Raw genomic sequence first — 22377 nt, 5'->3', positions numbered from 1 at the left:
TTGGTTTTTGATTTAGTCCCCTCTGCGGGGCTTGTCAAACGGCTTCCTCCTGCAAGGCGGCGACCAACTGCGGGTGAAGCGTACGGCTGGCGGCTGCAATTCCGCCGGGACCTTGCCCGAACGGACGGCCTTCCGTATTCGTGACCGTGCCTCCGGCTTCCTGTACCAGCAACGCGCCGGGCAGCCAATCGAAGGTATCATTGCCGTGCTCCCAGTAGGCGTCCAGCCTCCCGCTTGCGACATAAGCGAGCTGAAGCGACACGGAGCCCATCATCCGGGTGATCATCGAACGGGACATGACCCGGGAAATCCCCTGAACCGTCTGCGCCAGTGTGCCGTCTTTGGAAACCAGGGTAGGGTGGGAGGTGGCGACGATGGCATGCTTCAGCTCCTGCTTTTTGCCGGCGCCAATCCGCACCCCGTTTAAATAAGCGCCTTCGCCCCGCACTGCATGAAACAGCTCGCGCTGGCACGGGTCGTATACGGCGGAAAAGACCAGAACGCCGTCCCGGATCAGGCAGAGCGCCGTAGACCAGAACGTGAAGCCTTGGAAAAAGTGAAACGCCCCATCCATCGGATCGCAGATCCAGCAATCCCCTGAACGTATGGCGTGCCGCTGCTCTTCCAGATCGAACTCGCCGTCGGACCAGCGGATGGTCGGGTAGTTCGCTTGCAGCGCGGAGCGAATGGTTTCCTCGGCTTGGCCGTTAAGCTGCCGAAACCGCTGTGCAAGCTCCTCGAAATCGTGCGGCGGGGTTCCTTGCATCTCCGCAAATTTCGCATACAGGTCGTCTCCGACCTCTTTCATAAGTCCTATGCAAAAAGCAATATCGATCCCAGTCATCAATTATCCCATCCTTTGTTTTTCATAATAATAGGCAAGCGGCTTTTCATAGTTTTCACTGTACGTCGCAGCCACCGCCAACCTTTTAAAGTGGTATTAATAAATACTACTTTAAAAAATCATGTCAGGTCAAGTGCTCGTGCAATGGAAGCTTAGTTGACGAAAGCGCTTGCGACACGAAACTTTCAAGCCCAAAGCCCTATGCGAGTCAGGTATAAACTGGTATACTGAATTGTGGAAATAGTATAACTTTTCAATCATGAGGGGAGTTGAACAGATGAGAGTTCTACCGAAAATGAACGACCTCGGCTTCTTTGAAATTCGGCTCGAATCCATCGGCGGTTTGGGAGCCAACCTGGCGGGGAAAATGCTTGCGGAGGCTGGCGTCGTTGGCAGCGGGTTCAACGGCGTGAGCTTTTCTTCTTACGGTTCGGAGAAAAAAGGCTCGCCGGTTAAGGCGCATATCCGTTTTTGCGACATAAATACGAATATTCGCGATACGACTCCAGTGGAACGTCCGCATGTCGTAGGCATTTTTCATGAGAACTTGTCGAAAACGGTCAACGTGATCAGCGGCATTTACGAGGACAGCCTGGTTCTGGTCAATTCGGCCAAAAGTCCGGAAGCCCTTAAAGAGAAAATGAAACTGATCGGCGGCACCATTGCGGTGGTCGATGCAACCGGCATTGCGCTTGAGGAGAAAAACCGCGTCAACATGGCGATGTTGGGCAGTCTGTTCCGGCTGTGCGACTTCCTCGATTTCGAACACATGAAAGGCATCATCCGCAAGTCGCTGGAGAAAAAATACCCCGGCGCGGTCGAGCCTGCCCTGCGAACGTTCCAGCGTGGCTATGACGAAGTGCAGTTCCAGACGTACGCGCTGCCGGAGGGTGTGGAGATGCCGCTGCCGAAACGGTGGGATATTCCGGTGTACGGTTACGAGACCCAGCCGATCGGCGGGATGGTGGTGAATCCGGGGAACAGCATTCTGAAGGACCTCAGCATATCGCGCAGCGGGATGATGCCGCATTTTGACGACGAGAAATGCATTCACTGCGCGGCCTGTGACACCGCCTGTCCCGACTTTTGCTTCGTGTGGGACGAACAGCCGGACAAGAAAGGACGTCCGCAAATGTTCCTCCAAGGCATCGACTATCAGTACTGCAAAGGCTGCCTGAAATGCGTCGTCGCCTGTCCGACCGAGGCGCTGTCCTCCAACCGCGAGACGGAAGGCTACGGGGAAGAGCATCGCGTGCCGCATCGTTTCAGCTTGGCCCAGTAAGACAAATCACTGTTAGCAGGGAGAGGTGAACCAAACTAATGGCTATTGAGATTAACAAAGAGGTCAGCGAAGGTACGGTCGAGCAGCGGATGGTTTACGAATCCGGCAACGAGATGGCGGCTTATGCGGCTCACCAAATCAACTACCATATTATGGGTTATTTCCCGATTTCGCCGTCGACGGAGGTCGCGCAGTTCCTCGATCTGATGAAGGCGAACGGCCAGCACGACATCAAGCTGATTCCGGCGGACGGCGAGCACGGCTCGGCAGGGATTTGCTACGGTGCTTCCACCGCGGGTGGACGCGTGTTCAACGCGACCAGCGCGAACGGTTACTTGTACATGCTGGAGCAGATGCCGGTACAATCCGGGACCCGGTTCCCGATGGTTTTGAACCTCGTCTGCCGTTCGGTATCCGGACCCCTGAACATCCACGGCGACCACTCGGATTTGTACTACGCGCTCAATACGGGCTGGCCGATCCTGATGTGCCGCGATCCGCAAGCCGTTTACGATATGAACATTATGGCCATCAAGCTGGCCGAAGATCCGGAGGTTCGCCTGCCGGTCATCGTCGCTTCCGACGGTTATTTCACTTCCCACCAAAAACGCCGCGTGCAAACGTTCGCCCACAAATCGGACGTGCATGCCTTTATCGGCGAGCAGCCGAAGCAGTTCCCGCACGTGCTTGACCGTAATAATCCGATTACGGTAGGACCTTACATGAACGAGCCGGATTACATCAACAACTGCTATCAGCAGTCCGTTGCGATGTACAATGCCGGGGAAGTGTTCGACCGCATCCGTCAAGAATACCGGGTGCTGACGGGCCGCGATTATCCGATTCTCGACCTGTACCGGATGGAAGATGCCGAAGTGGCGGTATTCCTGATGAACTCGTCGTCCGAGATCATTAAAGATGTCGTTGACCAACTGCGGGCCAAAGGCATCAAAGCCGGCTCGATCGCACCGAATATGATTCGCCCGTTCCCGCAGAAGCAGATTGCCGAAGCGCTTAAAAACGTCAAAGCCGTCACCATCGGCGACCGCGCGGATTCGTACGGGGCTTACGGCGGAAACATGACGATGGAAATCAAAGCGGCTCTGTTCACGGAAGGCAACCGCGATACGATGGTCATCAGCCGGATTTACGGGCTGGGCGGCAAAGACTTCTACGCCGAGGACGGTCATCACCTGTTCGAATTGGCGATCGAAGCGGTTCAAAAAGGCCGGGTCGACGTTCCGTTCGATTATTACGGACATACGCCGGGCGATCCCGACAAGAAGCCGCAGCGTGTCATTGAGCCGATGAAATACGAGGATTTGAAGACCGGATTGATTACGGTCGACAAAGACGAGACGACGGGCCAATTGAAAGTGAAGGTTCCGCCGATCCGCCAGCTGACCAAGAAGCCGAAGCGGCTTGCGCCGGGGCACGGGGCCTGTCCGGGCTGCGGTATTTTCTCCGGTCTGGAGCTGTTCTTCAAAGGGATCGAAGGAGATATCGTGGCGCTGTTCCATACCGGCTGCGCGATGGTTGTAACGACGGGGTATCCGTATTCTTCGCATAAAGCGACTTACATTCACAACTTGTTCCAAAGCGGCGCGGCAACGCTCTCCGGCGCCGTGGAAATGTTCTGGGAGCGCAAACGCCGCGGCGAGCTGGAGCATCTGAACCTGCCGGACGACTTCACGTTCGTCATGATCACCGGCGACGGCGGGATGGATATCGGGATGGGCCCGGCCATCGGCGCTGCGCTGCGCAATCATAAAATGATCATTCTCGAATACGATAACGAAGGCTACATGAATACCGGCGCGCAGCTGTCCTATTCGACGCCGCTCGGCCACCGGACCTCCACGTCCAACGTCGGGAAGCATCAGGGCGGCAAGCTGTTCCATCATAAAGATACGCCGCAGATTATGGCTGCGACGAACATTCCTTACGTGTTCACCGGGTCCGAAGCGAACCCGCAGGATTTGCTGAAAAAAGCCGCCAAAGCGCAGTACTATGCGCAGAACGAGGGTCTGGTTTACGGCAAAATCCTCATCACCTGTCCGCTCAACTGGCTGTCCGAGGAACAAATCGGGCAATCGCTGATCGATCAAGCCGTCAACTCCTGCTTCTTCCCGCTGTACGAAGTGGAGAACGGCGTAACGACGATCACGTTCAATCCGGAAGAGAAGAACAAGCGGATTCCGGTCGGCGACTGGTTGAAAAATATGGGCAAGACGAAGCACCTGACGAAGCCCGAATACGCGGAGGCGCTGCAATCGTTCGAGAACGAAGTCGAACGCCGCTGGAGCCGTCTCAAGGCGAAGCACGAAAATCCTTACCTGTAAAAAGGTAAGGCCGGCACGAACCTCAGGCGCAAACTCGTACTGTTGAGCTTGCGCCTTTTCATTTTCAGAACCGATGCGGAGGATATTCGATGCCTTATGTACTGAGACATGCCGATTCCGGCGAAATCGCCGCATGCATTCAAAAAAACATATACGATTTCGATTATTTCGGCGTCAAACAGTGGGAGGCCGAAGGGCAGGCCGAGGCGGACAAGCATTCGTTTCTGGAGAGCATCGGGTATGATCACCCCCAGGATTGGCATATCCTTCTAATCAAAGAGGATCGTGTCAAGCTCTGCAACGTGAAGCTGAAGAACGATCCGTCGCGTCGGGTGCGTCTGAGCGGGGACGGCCAGCTGACCGTTCATTCCGCCTCCGAACGAATATAAAACGGGGAATGGTAGTTTTGATGAAAACAAACCCTTTTGCCGATTTCGAAGCGGCGGGTACCGAGCAGGAGCTGGCCGCCTTTCGGGAATCGATTCAAAGACAGGGCTTTACCGCTTTCCGGCTGCTGCTTGAAGGCTTCCGGGATCGTCTGAAGCAATTTACGGACGGTGACATGGAGTCCGTGAACGAATTATTAGAGCGGGCCCGGCAGTTGTTTCCCAAGCCGGAGACGTTCAGCCCGTCCTGGGTCAACATATGGGATGAATTCGAGCGGATGGCCGCATACAAGCAAACGGTGCTGGAGACCATTCCGGCCGAAGAGCGCGAAGGGGAGTGGCAGGTGCTGCTTGATAACCCGTACACGAATTCGGATCTTGTATGCTATCCTGGACTTAGCTTTTTGGAGGGGGCGTATTTATACGCGTACTTCCGCAGCGACCTGAAGCAGAACGAATATATCCGGCTGCAAAAAATTCAAAATCTCGTGATGGCTTTCGGCAGCGAGCGGCAGGAAGCCGCGAACCAAAATAAAGAAGGTTAAATTTGGGCGATTTAGGAGTATAGAGGAAAACCGGAATTTGAGCGGGAAACCGTTTCGAATTCCGGTTTTTCGTGTGGAGAAAAATGCGCCTTATCGTTACATCCGTTCTGCGAGCTTCAACGCGAACAGCTCCAAATAATGCTGATCCGTCTCGTCGAAACGATTTTTCTCCGGGCTATCGATGTCCAGCACACCGATCAGGCGCTCGCCATGAAGAATCGGAACGACGATTTCCGACTGCGAGGCCGCGTCACAGGCGATGTGGCCGGGAAATTGATGAACGTCTGCGACGCGAACCGTTTCCCGGAGGCTGGCTGCGCGGCCGCAGACGCCCTTGTCGAGCGGAATGCGCACGCAGGCGGGCAAGCCTTGAAAAGGCCCGAGCACCAGTTCCCCGTCCTCGAATAAATAAAACCCGACCCAGTTGATCCGCTCCAGAAACTGGTTCAGCAGCGCGGCAGCGTTGGCCAGGTTGGCGATCCGATTCGGCTCATCTTCGATAAGCGCGGACAATTGGGAAATGAGCAGGGTGTAATTTTCCTCGCGCGTTCCCGTATAGGCAGAGGCATGAAACATAAACGACGACTCCTTTTTTTTGGCGGCAGATTACGCTGAAATTAGCATATTTTCTATGGGACGTCAAGGCGCCGGATCATGACTCGACGGTGATCTTTGCATACGGAATACGGTCGGGCTGGAATGGTTACCCTGTATACAAACGGCTGCAGGAGAACGTATGACGCAATCTATTCTGGTCATTGAAGACGAAGAACATATCGCCCGGGTGTTGACGCTTGAGCTCGAACACGAGGGCTACGAGGTCGAGACGGCGCATGACGGCCGGGAAGGGGCCAGACTGGCTACTTCCAAGCCTTGGAGCCTTATTTTGCTCGATGTTATGCTTCCGGAATGGAACGGACTGGAAGTGCTGCGGCGCATCCGTCAAGCCAATGCGGAGGTGCCTGTCATTTTGCTGACGGCCCGCGATGCGACACCGGATATTGTCAGCGGGTTCGACCAAGGAGCGAACGACTACATTACGAAGCCGTTCGTCATCGAAGAGCTGCTGGCGCGCGTCCGCAATCTGATCGGGCTGACGAACCGTCAGAAGCCGGATACCGACACGCTGTGCGCGGCAGACTTGACCGTCGATCTTAAAGCGCGAAAAGTGACGCGCGGAGACAACCCGATTGAGCTGACGCCGAAGGAGTTCGACTTGCTGCAATATTTGATTCAGCACAAAGGGCACGTCCTGACGAGAGAGCAAATTATTTCCGACGTGTGGGGCTACGATTTCGTAGGCGACACCAACATAGTAGACGTCTATATCCGCTATTTGCGCCAGAAGATCGACAAAGGCTATCAGCCCAAGCTGATCAAGACCGCGCGAGGCGTCGGCTACGAGCTGACGGACCCCGAGCCATGAGCCTGCGGACGCGATTGATGCTGCTGTCGGGCTTATGGATTTTGCTGATTGTCATCTTTTTCAACTGGTTCATCTATTACTATATTTTGAAGAAGACGACGGATAACGAAGTGCGGCAGCTGTGGAATAAAGCGAAAATCATTTTGCGCGATACGGAGATCCATCATCCGGCCAATTGGAGTTCCGGGCTGCTGCAACAATATTTGGAGCCCGACTCGCTCATTCGAATTATTGCGCCGGACGGTGCCGTGCGCGCACAAGTGTCGGCAAGCGAGGAACTGCCAGCCCACCCGGCGACATACCGGACGCAGTATCACACTGTCGTGCAGAACGAGCTGGGCCTGCTTATTTTGTTCATTCAAGTGCCGATTGTCGCTAAAAACAACGTGCAGATCGGGCTGCTGGAGCTTGGAAAGGGGCTAAACGTCGTCGCCGCCTTTATGGAGCTTCTGGTTGCGGGACTAACGGTGACGACGGGCAGCGTGCTGCTCTTTTCGCCGCTCGTCGGTTTTTTCTATACGAAGGTACTCGTCCATCCGATCCGTCAATTGCTGGAGACGATGCGAACGATCCGAAGCAAAGGAAATTTTATTCTGCTCAGCCCTCAGTTCACGACAAAAAAGGACGAGCTGGGCGAGCTCGGCCGAACGTTTAACGAGATGATCATGCGTTTGCAGGAGAACGACCGAAGACAGAAGCATTTTGTTGCGGACGCCTCGCACGAGCTGAAGACACCGCTGACCGTCATCGAGAGCTATACGTCGCTGCTTCGCCGATGGGGAGGTCAGGACCCTGCCATCCGGCAGGAAGCGCTGAATGCGATTCATTCGGAAACCGTGCGCCTCAAAGGGCTCATCGACGCTCTGCTGCGGCTGGCGGAGGTGGAGCGTCACGCGCAAACGGAGCTGCACCCCGTCCGCATCGCGGAACTGATCCGCTCGACTGCCGAGCAAATGCGCCAGGCGTTCGGAAGAGATATCGTCGTCCGCATCGGTTCGGAGGAGATACAATGCAGCGGCGATGAGGCGAGGCTGAAGCAGCTGCTGATCATCCTGCTGGACAATGCGATCAAGTACAGCCGGAAGAACGTATTCGTCGAATGCGATGAGGAGGAGCGCTACGTTGTTATCCGGGTGATGGATCAAGGAATGGGAATCCCGTCCGGGGAGCTTCCTCTGCTGTTCGAACGGTTCTATCGCGTGGATAAAGCGAGAAGCCGCGGCACCGGAGGATCGGGTCTGGGCCTTGCGATAGCGAAGCAAATTGTCGAGCTGCATCAAGGCTCGATCCGCTTGGACAGCGAGGAAGGGAAGGGGACGACGGCGACGGTCAAACTTCCAAAATCATCCTTGACAGCGTTTTAATAAGAACAAAATGAGAGTTTTCTCATGAACTTTTAATAAACGGCTCTGAAGCGCCGGGCGGCAGGCCTTAAGCGGAGTTTGGCGGAAAAAGCTGCGTTTTCATCTGTGCTATAGTGGGGTACAGGCAATCAGCCAAACCTTACTTCAAGGAGGACGTTACAGATGAAACAACTGTTTGGAAAACGCTGGGGGAACATGGTACTGTCGATCGGCCTGTGCACGGCTTTTCTGTTCGGCAGCACGCTCGCGGCTCCGGCCAATAGTGCTTACGCGTATTCCGCATCCAAAGCGCAAAGCATTATTTCCACAGGGAAAAGCTACCTGCACACCCCTTACAAGTTCGGTGCGCGCGTCGGTAACACCAAAGCATTCGACTGCTCTTCTTTCACGGCGACGATCTACGGCAAATACGGTGTGAAGCTGCCGCGTACGTCTAAAGCTCAATCCAAAGTCGGCACCTATGTGCCAAAAAGCCAATTGAAGCCGGGAGACCTGGTCTTCTTCTACTCCCCGATTCATCATGTTGCGGTTTATATAGGCAACGGGAAAATTATGCACACGTACGGCAAACCGGGCGTCACGATCTCCGATCTGAACAGCGGCTGGTGGAGCAAGCATTATAAGACGGCACGCCGCGTACTCTAATCTCCAACAATCGTATGAACAAAAGCCGCCGTCCCCGGGTTTCCGGGAAGCAGCGGCTTTTTACGCTTTAGGTCATCTCTGTCCTGCCGGTCTGGGCGGCGACGGCTTCCCGTTCGTTCGAGCGGAGGAACATCCATACCCCGGACAACAGGACGAAGCCGGCGGCGGCTTGCATCCACGTGATGCTCTCGCCAAGCAGCAGGTAGGCCAAAATCGTTGCGCCCAGTGGCTCCCCGAGGACGCTCATCGATACGGATTCGGGACGCATATACTTCAGCAGCCAGTTGAACAGATAGTGGCCGAACAGCGTCGGAACGACGGCCAGAAGCAGGAAAATGCCCCATTCTCTAGAATCGTAGCCGGTAAAAGGCAATCCTGCAGCCAAATTGTACACGGCGAGTACCAGCGCGGCAAGCACAAAGACGAAGAAACTGAAGACAAAGGCGGGAATGCGCTTCAGCATGCTTTTGGCCAGCAGAATTTGCACGGCCATCGCCGCCGTTCCGAGCAGGGACAGCAGGTCGCCGAGCAGCGCTTCTCCGGTTAGCCCCCAGTCGCCCCATCCGATCATGGCCGCGCCCAGAATCGCAACCGCCATGCTGAGCACGGCTAGCAGATTCGTCCGTTGGCCGAGGAACAGGCACGCGCCGATCAGGACGAAGACAGGCTCCAGTGAGAGGATTGCGGTCGAGCTTGCGACCGTCGTCAGGTTGAGCGATTCCATCCAAAACAAGAAATGGAGGCCGAGCGCAACGCCGGACCAGAACAGGCCCGCCCAGTCGCTTAGACGCAGCTGTGCCACCTCGCGGCGGTAACGCAGCAGCAAAGGCAGCAAGATCGCCGCGGTCAGCAACAGCCGGTACATCGCAATGACAGAAGCCGAAGCATGGGACCAGCGGACAAAAATCGCTGAAAAAGAAATCGCAACGATGCCGATCATAAGCAGAAACGGCAAAGGAACGGGAAAACGTTTCGCAGCATTCATCAGGCTAACTCTCCATTTCATAACGGTCGGTGACAGGCACATTGCTCTATTATAGCACCGGATTCGCGACTCTTACAGGGTCAGAATTGAAAAATCGGGCAAAGCATGAGAACGTCTGCAAAGTTGGACTTTTATTCCCAATTGTGATATGAAAGAATGTAGGCCGGACTTAGGAACGGACGCATCACAATAGGGGGGAATTGGAAATATGTCCCGGCGTTTTGTTATCGAGGCGGTGCTAGTAGCCGTATATGGTGAACTCATGGCGCCAAGCCGCCCGGTGGAATATTTGATTCCGTATTCGACGATATTGGAATTATACGAGATGAAAGACAGCCCCGAGCCGGTCATGCCGGACACGGATGACGACGCTCATGTCAAAGGGAAAATCGGGGAGCTCATCGCCTTTTTCGACGACTCGTTCAATAAGAAGAAGCTGGAGCGTGCGCTTGCCGCCCCATGGCGCCCAAGTCCGCCGCTGCCGATCAACGAGAATGTGACGTTCACGGTCATCAATGCCGTGGATAATGCCCAATACGGGGAATCGTTCGATCCGATCGAAACCGAAGTCGTGCTGACCTCCCTGCGGGAGAAAGCGCCTATTTTGACGGACCAGCTTGAATTGATGGAGAAAATCATTCAGGCCGAGGTTCCCGTTCAAGTGTATGACGTGTACGATTTTGAATTCGCCGTCGAAGACGGAATTACCGCAGACGATTTGATGAAGCCGTAACCGCCGCGTCGCGCTCAGCGACCAAAAGTGCATGCCGGAATCCCGATCGAGGGATGCCGCCGCCGACAGGTCAACCGGATTTGCCCGGTTGGCTTTTTTGCTTTTTTCGCGCAGGCTGTCACAAACCGGCCCCTCCGTTCGCCATAAGGGTAGAATGCGAAAAAGAGCGAGAGGGTGGATCATCATGGAAAGCAAAACAATCGTTGTTGTCGGCGGAGGCTACGCCGGTCTGAATGCGGTCCGGGCGCTGCAAAAGCAATATGCCCATGCAAAACAAAAGGTTCGGTTGATCCTGATTGATAAGGAGCCGTACCACTTGAGAAAGGTGCTGTTGTTTAAGGCAGCCGTCGGGGAGCCGGAGCTTCGGGTACCGTTCTCCTGCTATTTTGGCGATGAGGTGACCTGCATTACCGCTGCGCTAACCTCCGTGAAGGCGAGCCACCGTACGATTCAAGTCACTTATCCGGACGGCACGACGGGCGCACTGCCCTACGACCGGCTGGTCCTTGCGCTGGGCAGCATCGTCGTCTCGCCTCCGCCCGAGCAGGGAGGCATCCCGCTGACGAGCGTCGCGGCCGCCGAACAAATCCGAAATGAGCTGAAGCGAAAAGTGGAACAGGCGCGGTTGGAGCGGGAGCCCGCGCGGCAAAAAAGCCTGCTGTCCGTCGCGGTCGTCGGTGGCGGCATCACGGGGATGGAGGCTTCGGCGGAAATCGCTTATTGGTTGAAGCGGGAGGCGGAACAGGCCGGGCTCGATCCTCGCTTGGCCGAGGTGCATCTCGTCCATTCGGGGAAACGGCTGATGGACAATGCCCCCGCCGTTGTCGGACGCAAGGCCGAGAGCAGGCTCGGCCGCGTCGGGGTGAACGTGCTGTACGGCGTCCGGGGCACGAAGCATGCAGACGGCGTGCTGCATTTGAGCGACGGCTCCAAGCTGTCTGCGGGCGTATGCGTCTGGACGTTGGGACTCAAGCCGAATCCGGTGCTGAAGCAGCTCGGGCTGCCGACGGAAGCCGACGGCAGATTGACCGTAGATGCCCATTACCGCGTTAAGGGTACAAGAGACATTTATGCGATTGGCGACGGGGCGCGAATTATTGACCCCCGTACAGGCCAAGAGGACGCCATGACGTGCAAAGAGGCGATTCCGCAGGCGCAGCGGCTGGCCAAGATTATTGCGGCCGATATGGAAGGAAAGGAAGGACCGAAGCATCGGGCGTTCATGACGCTGTACTGCATCGGACTCGGTCCCGAGGACGGATTGTTCTGGATGCGCCAATGGGGGATGAACCTGATTTTGACTGGAAAGGCGGGATTGTTCGTCCGGAATGCGACATGGGATTCGGCAAGCTTGATCGGCGGGGATCTCCGGCACAAGCTGGCAGAGCGGCATGCAGCAAAAGCTGAAATTTAATCCAATCGATGGTACAATAGAAATAGGACTATAGCGAGGTTCCCCTTCAGGTTAACGTGCTCTTGCTGCGATGCGGCATCACGTCGGGCTGGAAGGGGAGTTTTTTGTGGAAGGAGAACCTGGATGAAAGGTTATGTTGTGACCGGCGCTTCCAAAGGGTTAGGACTGGCGCTGACCCGCCGCTTGCTCGCTGCCGGGCACCGCGTCATCGGAATTTCACGGACCGCTGCGGATACGGCGGATTCCGGCGACCGTACGGACGGAGCAGTAATCCGGAGGAAGGCCGAGCATTATGCATACGATTTGAAACGCGTGGACGGAATAGAGGCACTGATCGCGACTATCGTTCGATCGCTTGAAAAGGAGCCGCTCGACGCCCTCACGCTGATCAATAACGCGGGCATGCTGGAGCCGATCATGCCGCTGGATCAGGCGGATAGCTTCACGCTGACGGAGCAGATGAACGTCAATCTTCTGGCCCCGATGCTGCTGATGTCCGCTTTTATCCGGGCGACGAAGGATTGCCCCGCCTCGACGGCCAGAACGATCGTCAATATTTCTTCCGGCGCGGGGAAAAAGCCGTATTCCGGCTGGAGCGGCTACTGCGTCACCAAGGCCGGGCTGGATATGCTGACGCGCTGCGTCGGGCTGGAGCAAGGCGACGGTCCGCAGGCGGTGAAGGTCGTCTCGATCGCGCCCGGCGTCGTGGATACGGGCATGCAGGAGTTGATCCGCGGGACGGAGCCTGACCGGTTCCCGGAGGTGGAGCGCTTTGTAGGGCTGAAGCAAACGGGCGGACTGTATACGCCGGATGAGGCGGCCGAGCGAATCATAAACGTGGTGGAGGGCGGACGGTTCGCTCAGGGAGACGTGCTGGATATCCGCCATTTGCCGCAGGCGTAAAGCCATGCTGCGAAAGGGGAAGTTACCTTGTTTGACCCGACGATATTCGATAATTTAAAAGTAGTGCTCGAAGGACACTTGTACGATTTGGATGCGGAACAAACGATCCGGGTCATCGGCCGCGAGGATTTCATCGATCTGGCCAGCATGAAACGGATATTCAGCATGCGCATCCGACGCGACGAAGGCTGCTGCCAAGCGGAAATCAGCATGACCAGCGTGTTGTCCGATTTTGCGGGGGAACGGTTCCGGCTCGTCGAACCCGGCGAGCGGCCCGGCGCCAAGCTGGTGCTCCGACTGGACATGCCGCTCAGCCACTGCGAGCACGCGGCTGAGCTCCACCGGTCCATGACGGACCGGTGGGCGGAGGAAGCCCGGGTCCGCCACGAAAGGTCGGCGGAATTCGTTCCGGACGACGGGCTTTCGGATGAAAAAGGCACTTACCGCATACATATCGAGTTTATCCGTAAAATCGATGAAAGCCATATCGGCGATATGGAAAGCCTGCTTACCCATCTGGTCGACAGCTTAGTCGATGCGGACGAGATTGGCGAGCGGAAGAGGAGGGCCCGCGACAGCGAATAAAAACAGCCGGAGCTCGGTATACTACGATCTGGATAAGGAGGGAAGATCATGGCGAGAATTGCAGTGGAAAACAGCTTGCAGGATGTAAAGGACGCGCTGCAGCAGAGCGGGCATGAAGTCGTATCCGTCGATAACGCGAATTTGCAAAATTGCGACTGCTGCGTTATTTCCGGACAGGACAAGGACGTACTGGGCATCGCGGAAATCGCAACGAAAGCTTCCGTTATCAATGCTCAAGGCATGACATCCGACCAGATTGTCGAACGAGTGAACCAAAGCTTAAGCTGATTCGCCCCGCTTCGCCAGCCATTGGCGGACATACCGAAAGGACCGGATTCTATCGAAACCGGTCTTTTTTTACATTGCTCCCAAAGGTCATCTTCGAAGCTCTGCGCCATCCAGAGTACTCATTTATCAACGCAGTCGATCATAAAATAGATTAATTCATTTTTCCAGGGTGGGACGGAAATATGATCTATCGAAACCAACAAGCCGGGCTGCCTGTTTCTTATGAAGAATGGGAGTACAGGGCGCGTCAGCTTTTGGCGAACGGTCCGTTTGATTACATAGCGGGAGGGTCGGGTGCGGAATACACGCTGCGCGCCAACCGCAAAGCATTCGAACGCTGGCAAATCGAACCGCGAGTTCTTATTGACGTATCCAAACGGGACTTGACCGTATCTTTGTTGGGCCGGACTTTATCGAGCCCGATTCTCCTCGCGCCGATCAGCGTGCAGTCCGCCGCCCATCGAGAGGCAGAACTGTCAACAGCCAAGGCGGCGGCAGCGTTGGGGGTTCCCTTCATTCTCAGTACTGTCTCATCCCGTACCATGGAAGATGTGGCGGCCGTTATGGGAAAGTCCCCCAGATGGTTCCAATTGTTCTGGGCAAGCGACCCCGATGTCACGGCAAGCATGGTTCGCCGGGCCGAAGCGGCAGGCTATTCGGCGATTGTAGTAACCGTGGATCTGCCTATGCTGGGTTGGCGGGAAAAAGATCGGCGCAATGGATATTTTCCGTTTCTGCAGGGCGAAGGAATAGCCAATTATCTTTCCGATCCCGTATTTCGGGCTAAACTTCCGAGTTCGTCCAAGAACAAAATGCAGGATGCCATCCGTTATTTTGCAAGCATCTTCTTTAACCCGGGCTTAACCTGGAACGATCTTCCTTTTCTCCGCAAACATACGAAGCTTCCCATTTTACTCAAAGGCATCATGCATCCCGCCGATGCGGGGCTGGCTCTGCGTCATGGCGTCGACGGCATCATCGTATCCAATCATGGAGGCAGACAGCTTGACGGAGCCATGGCGGCGATCGACGTATTGCCGAAGGTTTGCGATATCGTGCAAGGGCGCATTCCCGTGCTGATGGATAGCGGCATTCGCCGCGGCGCCGATGTCGCGAAAGCGCTGGCGCTTGGAGCAAAAGCGGTGCTGCTGGGCCGCCCTTATATATATGGATTGGCCGTTGCGGGCGAGGAAGGGGTTAGACAAGTAATCGAGAATCTGTTAAACGACTTTGAAGTGACCATGGCTCTGTCGGGAAGAACGTCCGTTTCTGAAATGGACCGGTCTCTTTTACGATATGAAAAGGGTGATGCGTATTGAATGCTAATGCCTCCTACGAGCAGTCAGCGTGGTTTGAGCATCGTTTTTGGCTGCAAATATTGGGAGATCATGCCCGTTTTATATTCGGGTCGTTACCCCGCAAGGAGGAGTCGGAAGCGGGCAAAGCCGGCCAATTTATTCATGTATTCGACCTGCTGTTGGAGGAAGCCCGCAAAGATTTATCGGGGAACGAGCTGATGGTCTTAAACCGGCAGGCAAACGTGTATGCTCAAGAGCTTAGGGCATTCAAGCTTCATCTGATCAAGCGTCATTTAACCGGTACCCTTGAAGTGCCACCCACCTTTTTAAACCACATGGTGAACGAAGCGGAAGAATATTTGCGGCTGCTTCAATTTCTGTTGTCCGGTACAGCTCCTCCTCTGCTTCCCCCGATTCATCACCACCTTTTATGGCTATCCGATGCGGCCGTCCATGCCGAAGGTATTTCGCGTTCCCTTGACTTGGTAGAACAAGATATTATTGCAAAAAGCGAGCAATTCACCAGACACTTTCATTCATTTTATTTAAAAGCGATTGAACTCGCAGGGTATTTGCGCTCCAACGTATCGCATTTTCCGGCTTTGTCCCGGTTCAATCATCAGGTGGCGCTTGAGATCTTCTTGTTTAAACGATTTCTGCAGGAACTGGAAGAGCTGGATTTAAGCGAGCAATTGCTGGGTACTTTATCTCCTTTGCTCACGGATCATATGGCCAGGGAAGAATGTTATTACTTAATCAAGCTGGCCGAAGGGTCCGGGGGGAAAGCGCCGGACTGCAATCCTGCCCATCCCCGCCCTGGATCAATCCGTTAACCCGACTCCCCCTTCCGGTTGAAGGGGATTTTTTGCATAGATCTGATTTGTCGGGCGCACATTAATTTTGTTAAAAAATGCAGCGAGGAAGGGCTTGGGATTGATGAACTGGAGAAAATGGGGCCTTATTCTGGGCATAGCCGCCGTTTTCATTTTGTTGAACGTATCGCTTACTTTATGGAAAGAAGGAAAGCTGGCCGTCCGCAGCGCGGCCGGAGAAGAGTTATTCCCGCCCCATCAGGAGCATACGGGAAATGAACCGGCCTATGATCTTTGGGGACGGAGCTTCACTTCAAAAGAAGCGGAGCAGCTGATGAAAACGGAGGAAGGACGCGCCTTGTTATCGCCGCAAAATGGTGCGGTTAAAATAGACGATGCTTTGCTGCAGTTAGGAAAAAAAGCGTTTTATAACGAAACGTTCGGCAATGAAGTTTTTATAACGGACATTATGGGCGCTTTTGACGGCCCGATTACGCTGGCCAATGTGAAAAAAGCGGTGGAAGAGCTCATGGGGCAAGGGACGGATAATTTACAGGTTGAGTTGGCCAAAACCGTGACGATTGGCGGGAAAACCTTTTACAAAGGGGCGAAAATCAATACGGGTCTGGATGTTGCCAAAGGAACGAACGAAGTTTTGGGTATGCCGATTAAATATTCGAAAGGCAAAGCAAGAGCCGGTATTACTTGTCTCGCTTGTCATTCCACGGTGGATCGCACAACCAAGCGGATCATTGACGGCGTGCCCAACGCCGATCTGAATGCAGGAATGTTCATCGCGTTTGCAACCAATTCGGCAGCGTATTTTACGCATACGGATATCACGTCCGTTCAGAAATATATCAAGGACCCGGGCCGAACGGTTGTAACGAGCGACGGGAAAAGGGAAGCGCTGCCCGATATTCAAGCGTTGGAAGAAGCCGTCGATTCGAATGCGTTAAAATGGCCCTTGGGCAATTTCGATTCGACGATCGATATGGCAAGCAATCCCGCGCAAATTCCGGATTCTTTTACCAAGGGAGATTTTCCTTATGGTTGGAGCGGACATGCCATGGCCGGGCCGTTTAAAGGTCTAAGCACCTTTAACAATAACGTGCATGCGCAAAATTCGGACTCTCTTACCCAGTCGGAAGTAAGCCGCGAGCTTTTCGGAATCGACAAGGAAGTGTACATCGCAACTATCCTGCAGAACGCGGCCGATCCGCAATTCCGCTATGATCCGGGAAAAGGAACGAAGCCGTCGGCGTTTTTTGCTACAGTAGACCCGACTCCGGGTACGCCGGGCGTCAATGAAGTGATTTTGCCTCCGTCGTTCCCTAAAGCCACTTTGGTAGCTCCCGACGGTCTGATCGTCAGTTCGCCGGGATCGAAGGTCAACGAGCAAAATAATGCCATGTCCGCGTGGCAAAACGCCCTTGTCCCGCCAAAACCGCCCATGAAGCTGGGAGCCGACAAGGTTGAGCTGGGAAAAACGGTATTTAAAAAAGCCCAGTGCATATCATGCCATGCCGGGGAGTATCTGACCAATAACCGGATTGTTCCTTCCGGAATGATCGGGACGGACCTGTCGCGGGCGCTCGCGTTAAAGAAAACGGAAAAAATTTGGGGGGAAGCCACGCTCTATTCGCCGGATACGCCGGTTCCCGTTCCGAAGGGCGCGCGGATTTTAAAAGTTCCCACGGCCCATTTGGATCCGGAACAAATCAAGCTGGGGTTTGCCCGCGGGGATTCGAAGGGCGGTTATAAGACGGTCTCGTTAAACGGGCTCTACTGGACCGCTCCTTACCTTCATGACGGCGGGGTTGCCGCGGGGGCGGATGCGGACAAGCAATTAGGCTTGCCCGGAACCCTGATGCAGGGCATACCAGCCCATCCTTACAATAGCTTGAGGGCTTTAGTCGATCGGAAATTAAGAGAGAAAGTCATTGCCGCTAACCGGTCGGCCGGGCTCGAACAAGTTCACGTGCAGGGAATCGGTCACGAATATTGGGTGGATTCCTCCACAGGCTTTACGAAGCAGCAGCAGGAAGCTCTGATCGAGTATTTGCTGTCGATCAACCATTGACCGGAAAGAAAACGACAGACAGAAATATTCCTGTCTGTCCAACCCGCCTGTAACGGAGGCGGGTTTTTGCCGTGGAATTGCAAGAGCCGCCGGGAGAAGCTTCGATGGCGAGCGCTGGAATCGTAGGCAGCCTTATCGCGGTGACTTTTGGCGCTTCGCGATTTCTTGCGTAACGACGAAAGCCAGATCTTCGTTGCCGAACATGGATAGGACGCCAAGCAGCGTTTCGTCCGGCACTTCCCCGGCTTCCTCCTTCGGCACGGTCAGCTCCAGCGCTTGCTGCAGCGCGGTGTTCGCTTCCTGCTGCGGGTAGGCGCGCTCATACAGCAGGGCGGGATCGAGGCCGTGGTTGATGCACCACTGGGCGAACGCGAGAATCATAATATTTTCGTCCCGCTGATAATTGCGGATGACTTGCTCTTCGATTTCTTTGCGGTTCATTGAAAAATCTCCTTCTAAGCGGTAAGATGGGTTCATTATATCGAAAGTTCAGGTGGGTTCACAATGATTCTTAACGAAAAAATTAAAGCGTCCGAAGTTCATTTGACCGGAGTCGACGGCGAAGATTTCGGCATCGTCCCTACTGCCGAAGCGTTGGCGATGGCCCGGAAGCTCAAGGTCGACTTGGTGTGCACGTCGCTCATGAGCAGTCCGCCGCCGTGCAAGCTGATCCGCGCCGGGGCGGCCAAAGAGGAGGCGCAGCAAGACCGAAAGCGCGAGCGGGCGCCGAAGCTGAAGGAAATTCGGCTGACGGCGCAGATCGAGGAGCACGATTATGAGACGAAGAAACAGCAGGCCGACCGGATTTTGAAATCCGGGGACGCCGTCCAATTCGTCGTGCGGATTCAAGGCAAGGAAGGGGCCCAAGCCAAAGCGCTGCTCGAATCGCTGCTGAACGATTTGGCCGCGAGCGGGCGCAAGAAAACGGGCATCCAGGTTAGCGGGAAGCAAGCGGCCGTTCAAGTCGATCCGTTGACCGACTAAAGCTGCCGGGATCGTTTGCCGCAGGGACGGATTTTTTAGCTTCAACTAAATTTGGATATTTACACCTCTTTTGGGATTGCGGTAGGATGGAAGGGATCGTAATCTGGAAGGAGTTTTCCATATGGAATACGGAATGAACAAAAATCGGGACAACTGGAACGACCGGGCACCGGTGCATGAGCAATCCGAGTTTTACGACGTGGCGTCGTTTCTGGCCGGCCGTTCGTCTCTCTTGTCGGTCGAGCTGGACGAATTGGGCGACGTGGCGGGGAAGTCGATGCTGCATCTGCAGTGCCATTTCGGACAGGACAGCTTATCCTGGGCCAGGTTCGGAGCGCGGGTGACCGGGGTCGATTTTGCCGAAGAAGCGGTTAAGCTGGCCCGCTCGCTGAACGACAAACTGGGGCTGGACGCCCGGTTCGTATGCGCGAATGTGTACGATGTGCCTCAGGCGCTGCCGGAGGAAACGTTCGACATCGTGTTCACGTCTTACGGCGTTCTGTGCTGGCTGCCGGACTTGACGCGGTGGGCGGAAATCATCTACGAGAAGCTGAAGCCCGGCGGCACTTTTTATATTGCCGAAGGTCATCCGATTGCCGATATTTTCGAAATGGTCGACGGAGAGCTGCGTATGGTTTATTCGTATTTCGAAGGCGAAGCGATCGTGATCGATATTGAGGGTACGTATGCCGACCGGAACGCCAAGATCAACAATTCCGTCACCTACGAATGGGCGCATTCGCTGGGCTCCATCGTGACCGCGCTGATTCAAGCCGGGCTGCGCATCGAATTCGTTCATGAGTTTCCCTTCTGCATGTATGAGAAGTTTCCGGGGCTGATGGAGAAAGGCGAGGACGGCTGGTGGAGAATGAAAGGGAAGGAGTTTATCCCGATGCTGTTCTCGATCCGGGCGACCAAACCGGCAGAAGCTTGAACGGCTGCATCGTCATGGTGCGGGGGAGTTGATGCGTATGGAAAATAAAGCTTTGTATATGGAAACGCTCAGGCACTATTGGCCCGAGCTGCCGCTGCGTGAGGTCGAGGCCATCGAGTCCGGTCAAAACAACGATGTGCTGCTGGTCAATGGCGAGTGGATTTTCCGATTTCCCAAATATGCGGAAGGGATCGAGCGGCTTCGCTACGAAGTCGGGCTTCTGAACACCGTGAAAGAGCGGGTGTCGATCTCGGTCCCTGCCCCGGCGAAGTGGAATCTCCAATCCGAGCGGATCGGCAGCGTGTTTGTCGGCTACCCGAGAATTCCCGGGGAACCGTTATTGGACGGGCAATGGAATGAGCTGGTGAGCGCGGGTGTTCCCATGGTTCGCGGGATTGCCCGGCAGTTTGCCGCCTTTTTGAACGAATTGCACAGCGTACATGCCGATGCATGGGGAGAGTCCGGGCCGGAGTATGACGGTTACCGCGAATGGTCGGACCTGTTCGAACGCATTCGGGACAAGCTGTATCCTCATATGAACCGGGAGGCGCAGCGGTGGACGGAGCGGCACTTTGCGAGCTTTCTCGGCAACGGGTCCAACTTTCGAATAGTGCCGGTGCTCGTTCACGGCGACTTCGGGGGCTCGAACATCCTTTACGATCCGAAGCGGTGCGAAATTAGCGGCATTCTCGATTTCGGTTCGTCCGGCCCGGGGGACCCGGCGGTGGATTATGCGGGGCTGCTCGCTTCTTATGGGGAGCCGTTTTTGCAGCATATGATCGAGCTTGACCCGGATATAGAAGGGCTGCTGGATCGGGTGAAATTTTATCAAGGGACGTTCGCGCTGCAGGAAGCGCTGTTCGGCTTGGAGAACGACGACCCCGAAGCGTTTCGCGACGGGATCGAAGCTTATAGATAAGCAGTACAGAGGCGGAGAAGCGGCACATGGTTTCATGAGGTGGGGTCAAACAGTTATCTTCCAAGGTAACTGTTTTTTTGTTTTTTCATCCGCTAGTAAAAAATAGGCTTGCAAAAACTAATATCATTAGTTATTATAAAGCTAATGATATTAGTTATTTAACTAAGGGGAGATATAACGATGCAAATCAAACAAGAATTGACCGTCTACCAACTGACGTTTATGCCGCGTATTTTTCCGGTAAATTGTTACTTTGTCGAAGAGGACGACGGCTTGACATTGATCGATGCGGCTCTCCCGTATAGTGCCAAAGGAATTCTTCAAGCGGCACAAACCATCGGGAAGCCGATTACGCGGATTGTCTTGACCCACGCACACGACGATCATGTCGGCGCACTCGATCCGTTGAAGCGAGCGCTGCCCGACGTTCCGGTGCATATTTCCGCCCGGGATGCGCGGTTGCTGACGGGCGATGTCACGCTGGAGCCGGGCGAGCCGGATACTCCAATCCGCGGCGGAGTGCCGAAGAACGTGCAGACGCGCGCCGACGTGCTGCTTCAGGACGGCGACCGGATCGGATCGCTGCTGGCTGTAGCGGCCCCCGGACATACGCCGGGCTCGATGGCTTTCCTGGACACCCGTAACCGGGCTTTGATTGCAGGCGACGCGTTCCAGACAAGAGGCGGCATCGCCGTATCGGGTCAAGTTCGGCCTTGGTTTCCGTTCCCGGCGATGGCTACCTGGAGCAAGGAGCTTGCGCTGGAGAGCGCCCGCAAGCTTCAGGAGCATCGGCCTTTGCTGCTCGCCGTAGGGCACGGGAGCATGCTCAGCCGTCCTGAAGAAGCGATCGGCCGCGCCATTGCCGAGGCCGATCGCAGACTGCCCGTCGTTGCGAAAAGGAGCGTGTAAACGATGTCGCCAAGAATCGGTCTCGATCTGCCTACGATCCTGCAAGCCGCGGTTGAAATCGCCGATATCCGCGGCCTGGAGGAAGTCACGCTGGCTTCGCTCGCTCAGAAGCTGGATGTTCGGTCCCCCTCTCTCTATAATCACGTGAACGGATTAAGCGGGCTGCGCAGCAAGCTGGCCGTTCACGGCTTGGAGCAACTGCTGCACGTCATGACGCAGGCCGTTGTCGGCCGCTCGGGTGACGATGCGGTACGCGAGTTGGGCAAAGCTTACGTGGCTTTTGCCCGCGCGCATCCGGGCTTATACGATGCGACACTCCGCGCTCCCGACCCGCAGGACGAGGAGGTGCGGCGCTTGGCCGGCGAAACGGTCGATCTCGTGGTCCGTGCGCTGCAGGCGTACGAGCTGAAGGACGATGCGGCGCTTCATGCCGTACGCGGATTGCGCAGCCTCCTGCACGGCTTCTCATCGCTTGAGCAGCGCGGCGGATTCGGGCTGCCGCTCGATCTCGACGTCAGCTTCCGGCTGCTGCTCGACACCTTTCTTGCGGGTCTGCACGAGATGAAGCGAAGGGCGAAGGCGGAGGCAAAGCCCAATTAAGAGGGAGGAAACCGGCATGAGCTTTATCGTCTTCGTGCTTTTATTCACGGTTGGGTGCGGGTGGCTGGACGCCAAAGCTAAAGCTAAAGCAAGCTC

24 protein-coding genes are annotated in these 22377 nt (G+C 55.3%); 20 read left to right on the top strand and 4 right to left on the bottom strand.

All coding sequences use genetic code 11. The features are described from left to right. Window positions 1-34 precede the first annotated feature (34 nt). Window positions 35-844 (bottom strand): inositol monophosphatase family protein, encoded by an 810-nt coding sequence (locus NI000_RS00835; protein ID WP_253406844.1) that lies wholly within the window; start codon window positions 842-844, stop codon window positions 35-37. Between the two features lie 277 nt (window positions 845-1121). On the opposite strand from NI000_RS00835, the gene NI000_RS00830 reads away from it, so the two are divergent. The 4 genes from NI000_RS00830 (at window position 1122) to NI000_RS00815 (ending at window position 5399) form a co-directional block, all read left to right on the top strand. Beyond that, window positions 1122-2126, top strand: a complete 1005-nt coding sequence (locus tag NI000_RS00830; RefSeq protein WP_253406843.1) for a 2-oxoacid:acceptor oxidoreductase family protein — start codon at window positions 1122-1124, stop codon at window positions 2124-2126. Between the two features lie 38 nt (window positions 2127-2164). Continuing rightward, complete coding sequence (locus tag NI000_RS00825; protein WP_253406842.1) at window positions 2165-4468, top strand: thiamine pyrophosphate-dependent enzyme; 2304 nt, start codon at window positions 2165-2167, stop codon at window positions 4466-4468. Between the two features lie 89 nt (window positions 4469-4557). Continuing rightward, window positions 4558-4857 (top strand): hypothetical protein, encoded by a 300-nt coding sequence (locus tag NI000_RS00820; RefSeq protein ID WP_253406841.1) that lies wholly within the window; start codon window positions 4558-4560, stop codon window positions 4855-4857. 20 nt (window positions 4858-4877) lie between these two features. Further along, complete coding sequence (locus tag NI000_RS00815) at window positions 4878-5399, top strand: hypothetical protein (RefSeq protein ID WP_253407409.1); 522 nt, start codon at window positions 4878-4880, stop codon at window positions 5397-5399. A 96-nt stretch (window positions 5400-5495) separates the two neighbouring features. On the opposite strand, the gene NI000_RS00810 is transcribed toward NI000_RS00815, so the two are convergent. After that, the gene (locus NI000_RS00810) at window positions 5496-5975 is read right to left on the bottom strand and encodes a GAF domain-containing protein (protein ID WP_127486465.1); all 480 of its coding nucleotides are present in this window, start codon (window positions 5973-5975) and stop codon (window positions 5496-5498) included. A 160-nt stretch (window positions 5976-6135) separates the two neighbouring features. Here NI000_RS00810 and NI000_RS00805 point away from each other — a divergent pair, with 160 nt between their 5' ends. From NI000_RS00805 to NI000_RS00795, 3 genes are all read left to right on the top strand, one after another. Beyond that, a complete protein-coding gene (locus NI000_RS00805; RefSeq protein ID WP_253406840.1) occupies window positions 6136-6825 on the top strand; it encodes a response regulator transcription factor in 690 nt (229 codons plus the stop codon). Next, window positions 6822-8189: a sensor histidine kinase gene (locus tag NI000_RS00800; protein WP_253406839.1), complete on the top strand. Its 1368-nt coding sequence runs from the start codon at window positions 6822-6824 to the stop codon at window positions 8187-8189. The genes NI000_RS00805 and NI000_RS00800 overlap by 4 nt, the downstream gene beginning before the upstream one ends. 162 nt (window positions 8190-8351) lie before the next feature. Further along, window positions 8352-8834, top strand: coding sequence for a C40 family peptidase (locus NI000_RS00795; protein ID WP_375540927.1), 483 nt, complete (start codon window positions 8352-8354; stop codon window positions 8832-8834). A gap of 67 nt (window positions 8835-8901) precedes the next feature. Here NI000_RS00795 and NI000_RS00790 read toward each other — a convergent pair whose 3' ends face one another. Next, window positions 8902-9819, bottom strand: a complete 918-nt coding sequence (locus NI000_RS00790; protein ID WP_253406838.1) for a DMT family transporter — start codon at window positions 9817-9819, stop codon at window positions 8902-8904. Window positions 9820-10027: 208 nt separating this feature from the next. Here NI000_RS00790 and NI000_RS00785 point away from each other — a divergent pair, with 208 nt between their 5' ends. The 8 genes from NI000_RS00785 to NI000_RS00750 all read left to right on the top strand — a co-directional run bounded on the left by NI000_RS00785 (window position 10028) and on the right by NI000_RS00750 (window position 17935). After that, window positions 10028-10552, top strand: coding sequence for an ADP-heptose synthase (locus tag NI000_RS00785; RefSeq protein ID WP_253406837.1), 525 nt, complete (start codon window positions 10028-10030; stop codon window positions 10550-10552). A gap of 184 nt (window positions 10553-10736) precedes the next feature. Then, a complete protein-coding gene (locus NI000_RS00780; protein WP_253406836.1) occupies window positions 10737-11966 on the top strand; it encodes an NAD(P)/FAD-dependent oxidoreductase in 1230 nt (409 codons plus the stop codon). Between the two features lie 123 nt (window positions 11967-12089). Next, window positions 12090-12869, top strand: coding sequence for an SDR family NAD(P)-dependent oxidoreductase (locus tag NI000_RS00775; protein ID WP_253406835.1), 780 nt, complete (start codon window positions 12090-12092; stop codon window positions 12867-12869). A 27-nt stretch (window positions 12870-12896) separates the two neighbouring features. Then, window positions 12897-13454 carry a hypothetical protein gene (locus NI000_RS00770; protein WP_253406834.1) on the top strand — a complete coding sequence of 186 codons (558 nt, stop codon included), beginning with the start codon at window positions 12897-12899 and terminating at the stop codon, window positions 13452-13454. Between the two features lie 48 nt (window positions 13455-13502). After that, a complete protein-coding gene (locus NI000_RS00765) occupies window positions 13503-13742 on the top strand; it encodes a YkuS family protein (protein WP_253406833.1) in 240 nt (79 codons plus the stop codon). A gap of 182 nt (window positions 13743-13924) precedes the next feature. Beyond that, entirely contained in the window at window positions 13925-15061 is a 1137-nt protein-coding gene (locus tag NI000_RS00760; protein WP_253406832.1) for an alpha-hydroxy-acid oxidizing protein, read from the top strand. Next, window positions 15058-15873: a DUF2935 domain-containing protein gene (locus NI000_RS00755; RefSeq protein WP_253406831.1), complete on the top strand. Its 816-nt coding sequence runs from the start codon at window positions 15058-15060 to the stop codon at window positions 15871-15873. Before NI000_RS00760 ends, NI000_RS00755 begins: the two co-directional genes overlap by 4 nt. 103 nt (window positions 15874-15976) lie before the next feature. Continuing rightward, complete coding sequence (locus NI000_RS00750; RefSeq protein ID WP_253406830.1) at window positions 15977-17935, top strand: electron transport protein; 1959 nt, start codon at window positions 15977-15979, stop codon at window positions 17933-17935. Between the two features lie 132 nt (window positions 17936-18067). Here the strand turns inward: NI000_RS00750 and NI000_RS00745 are convergent, their stop codons facing one another. Beyond that, window positions 18068-18376 carry a hypothetical protein gene (locus NI000_RS00745; protein WP_253406829.1) on the bottom strand — a complete coding sequence of 103 codons (309 nt, stop codon included), beginning with the start codon at window positions 18374-18376 and terminating at the stop codon, window positions 18068-18070. Window positions 18377-18439: 63 nt separating this feature from the next. Here NI000_RS00745 and infC point away from each other — a divergent pair, with 63 nt between their 5' ends. From infC to NI000_RS00720, 5 genes are all read left to right on the top strand, one after another. Beyond that, a complete protein-coding gene (infC, locus tag NI000_RS00740) occupies window positions 18440-18919 on the top strand; it encodes a translation initiation factor IF-3 (RefSeq protein WP_253406828.1) in 480 nt (159 codons plus the stop codon). A gap of 133 nt (window positions 18920-19052) precedes the next feature. Beyond that, complete coding sequence (locus tag NI000_RS00735) at window positions 19053-19853, top strand: class I SAM-dependent methyltransferase (protein WP_253406827.1); 801 nt, start codon at window positions 19053-19055, stop codon at window positions 19851-19853. 37 nt (window positions 19854-19890) lie between these two features. After that, a complete protein-coding gene (locus NI000_RS00730) occupies window positions 19891-20772 on the top strand; it encodes a phosphotransferase family protein (RefSeq protein WP_253406826.1) in 882 nt (293 codons plus the stop codon). Between the two features lie 180 nt (window positions 20773-20952). After that, window positions 20953-21681 (top strand): MBL fold metallo-hydrolase, encoded by a 729-nt coding sequence (locus tag NI000_RS00725; protein ID WP_253406825.1) that lies wholly within the window; start codon window positions 20953-20955, stop codon window positions 21679-21681. 3 nt (window positions 21682-21684) lie between these two features. Further along, entirely contained in the window at window positions 21685-22281 is a 597-nt protein-coding gene (locus NI000_RS00720; RefSeq protein ID WP_253406824.1) for a TetR/AcrR family transcriptional regulator, read from the top strand. Window positions 22282-22377: the final 96 nt, after the last annotated feature.

The organism is Paenibacillus tyrphae (genome assembly GCF_024158745.1).
GTDB classification, from domain to species: domain Bacteria; phylum Bacillota; class Bacilli; order Paenibacillales; family NBRC-103111; genus Paenibacillus_G; species Paenibacillus_G tyrfis_A.
Note: the sequence above shows the minus strand (reverse complement) of the source record. Positions and strands in the feature narration are given on the sequence as shown.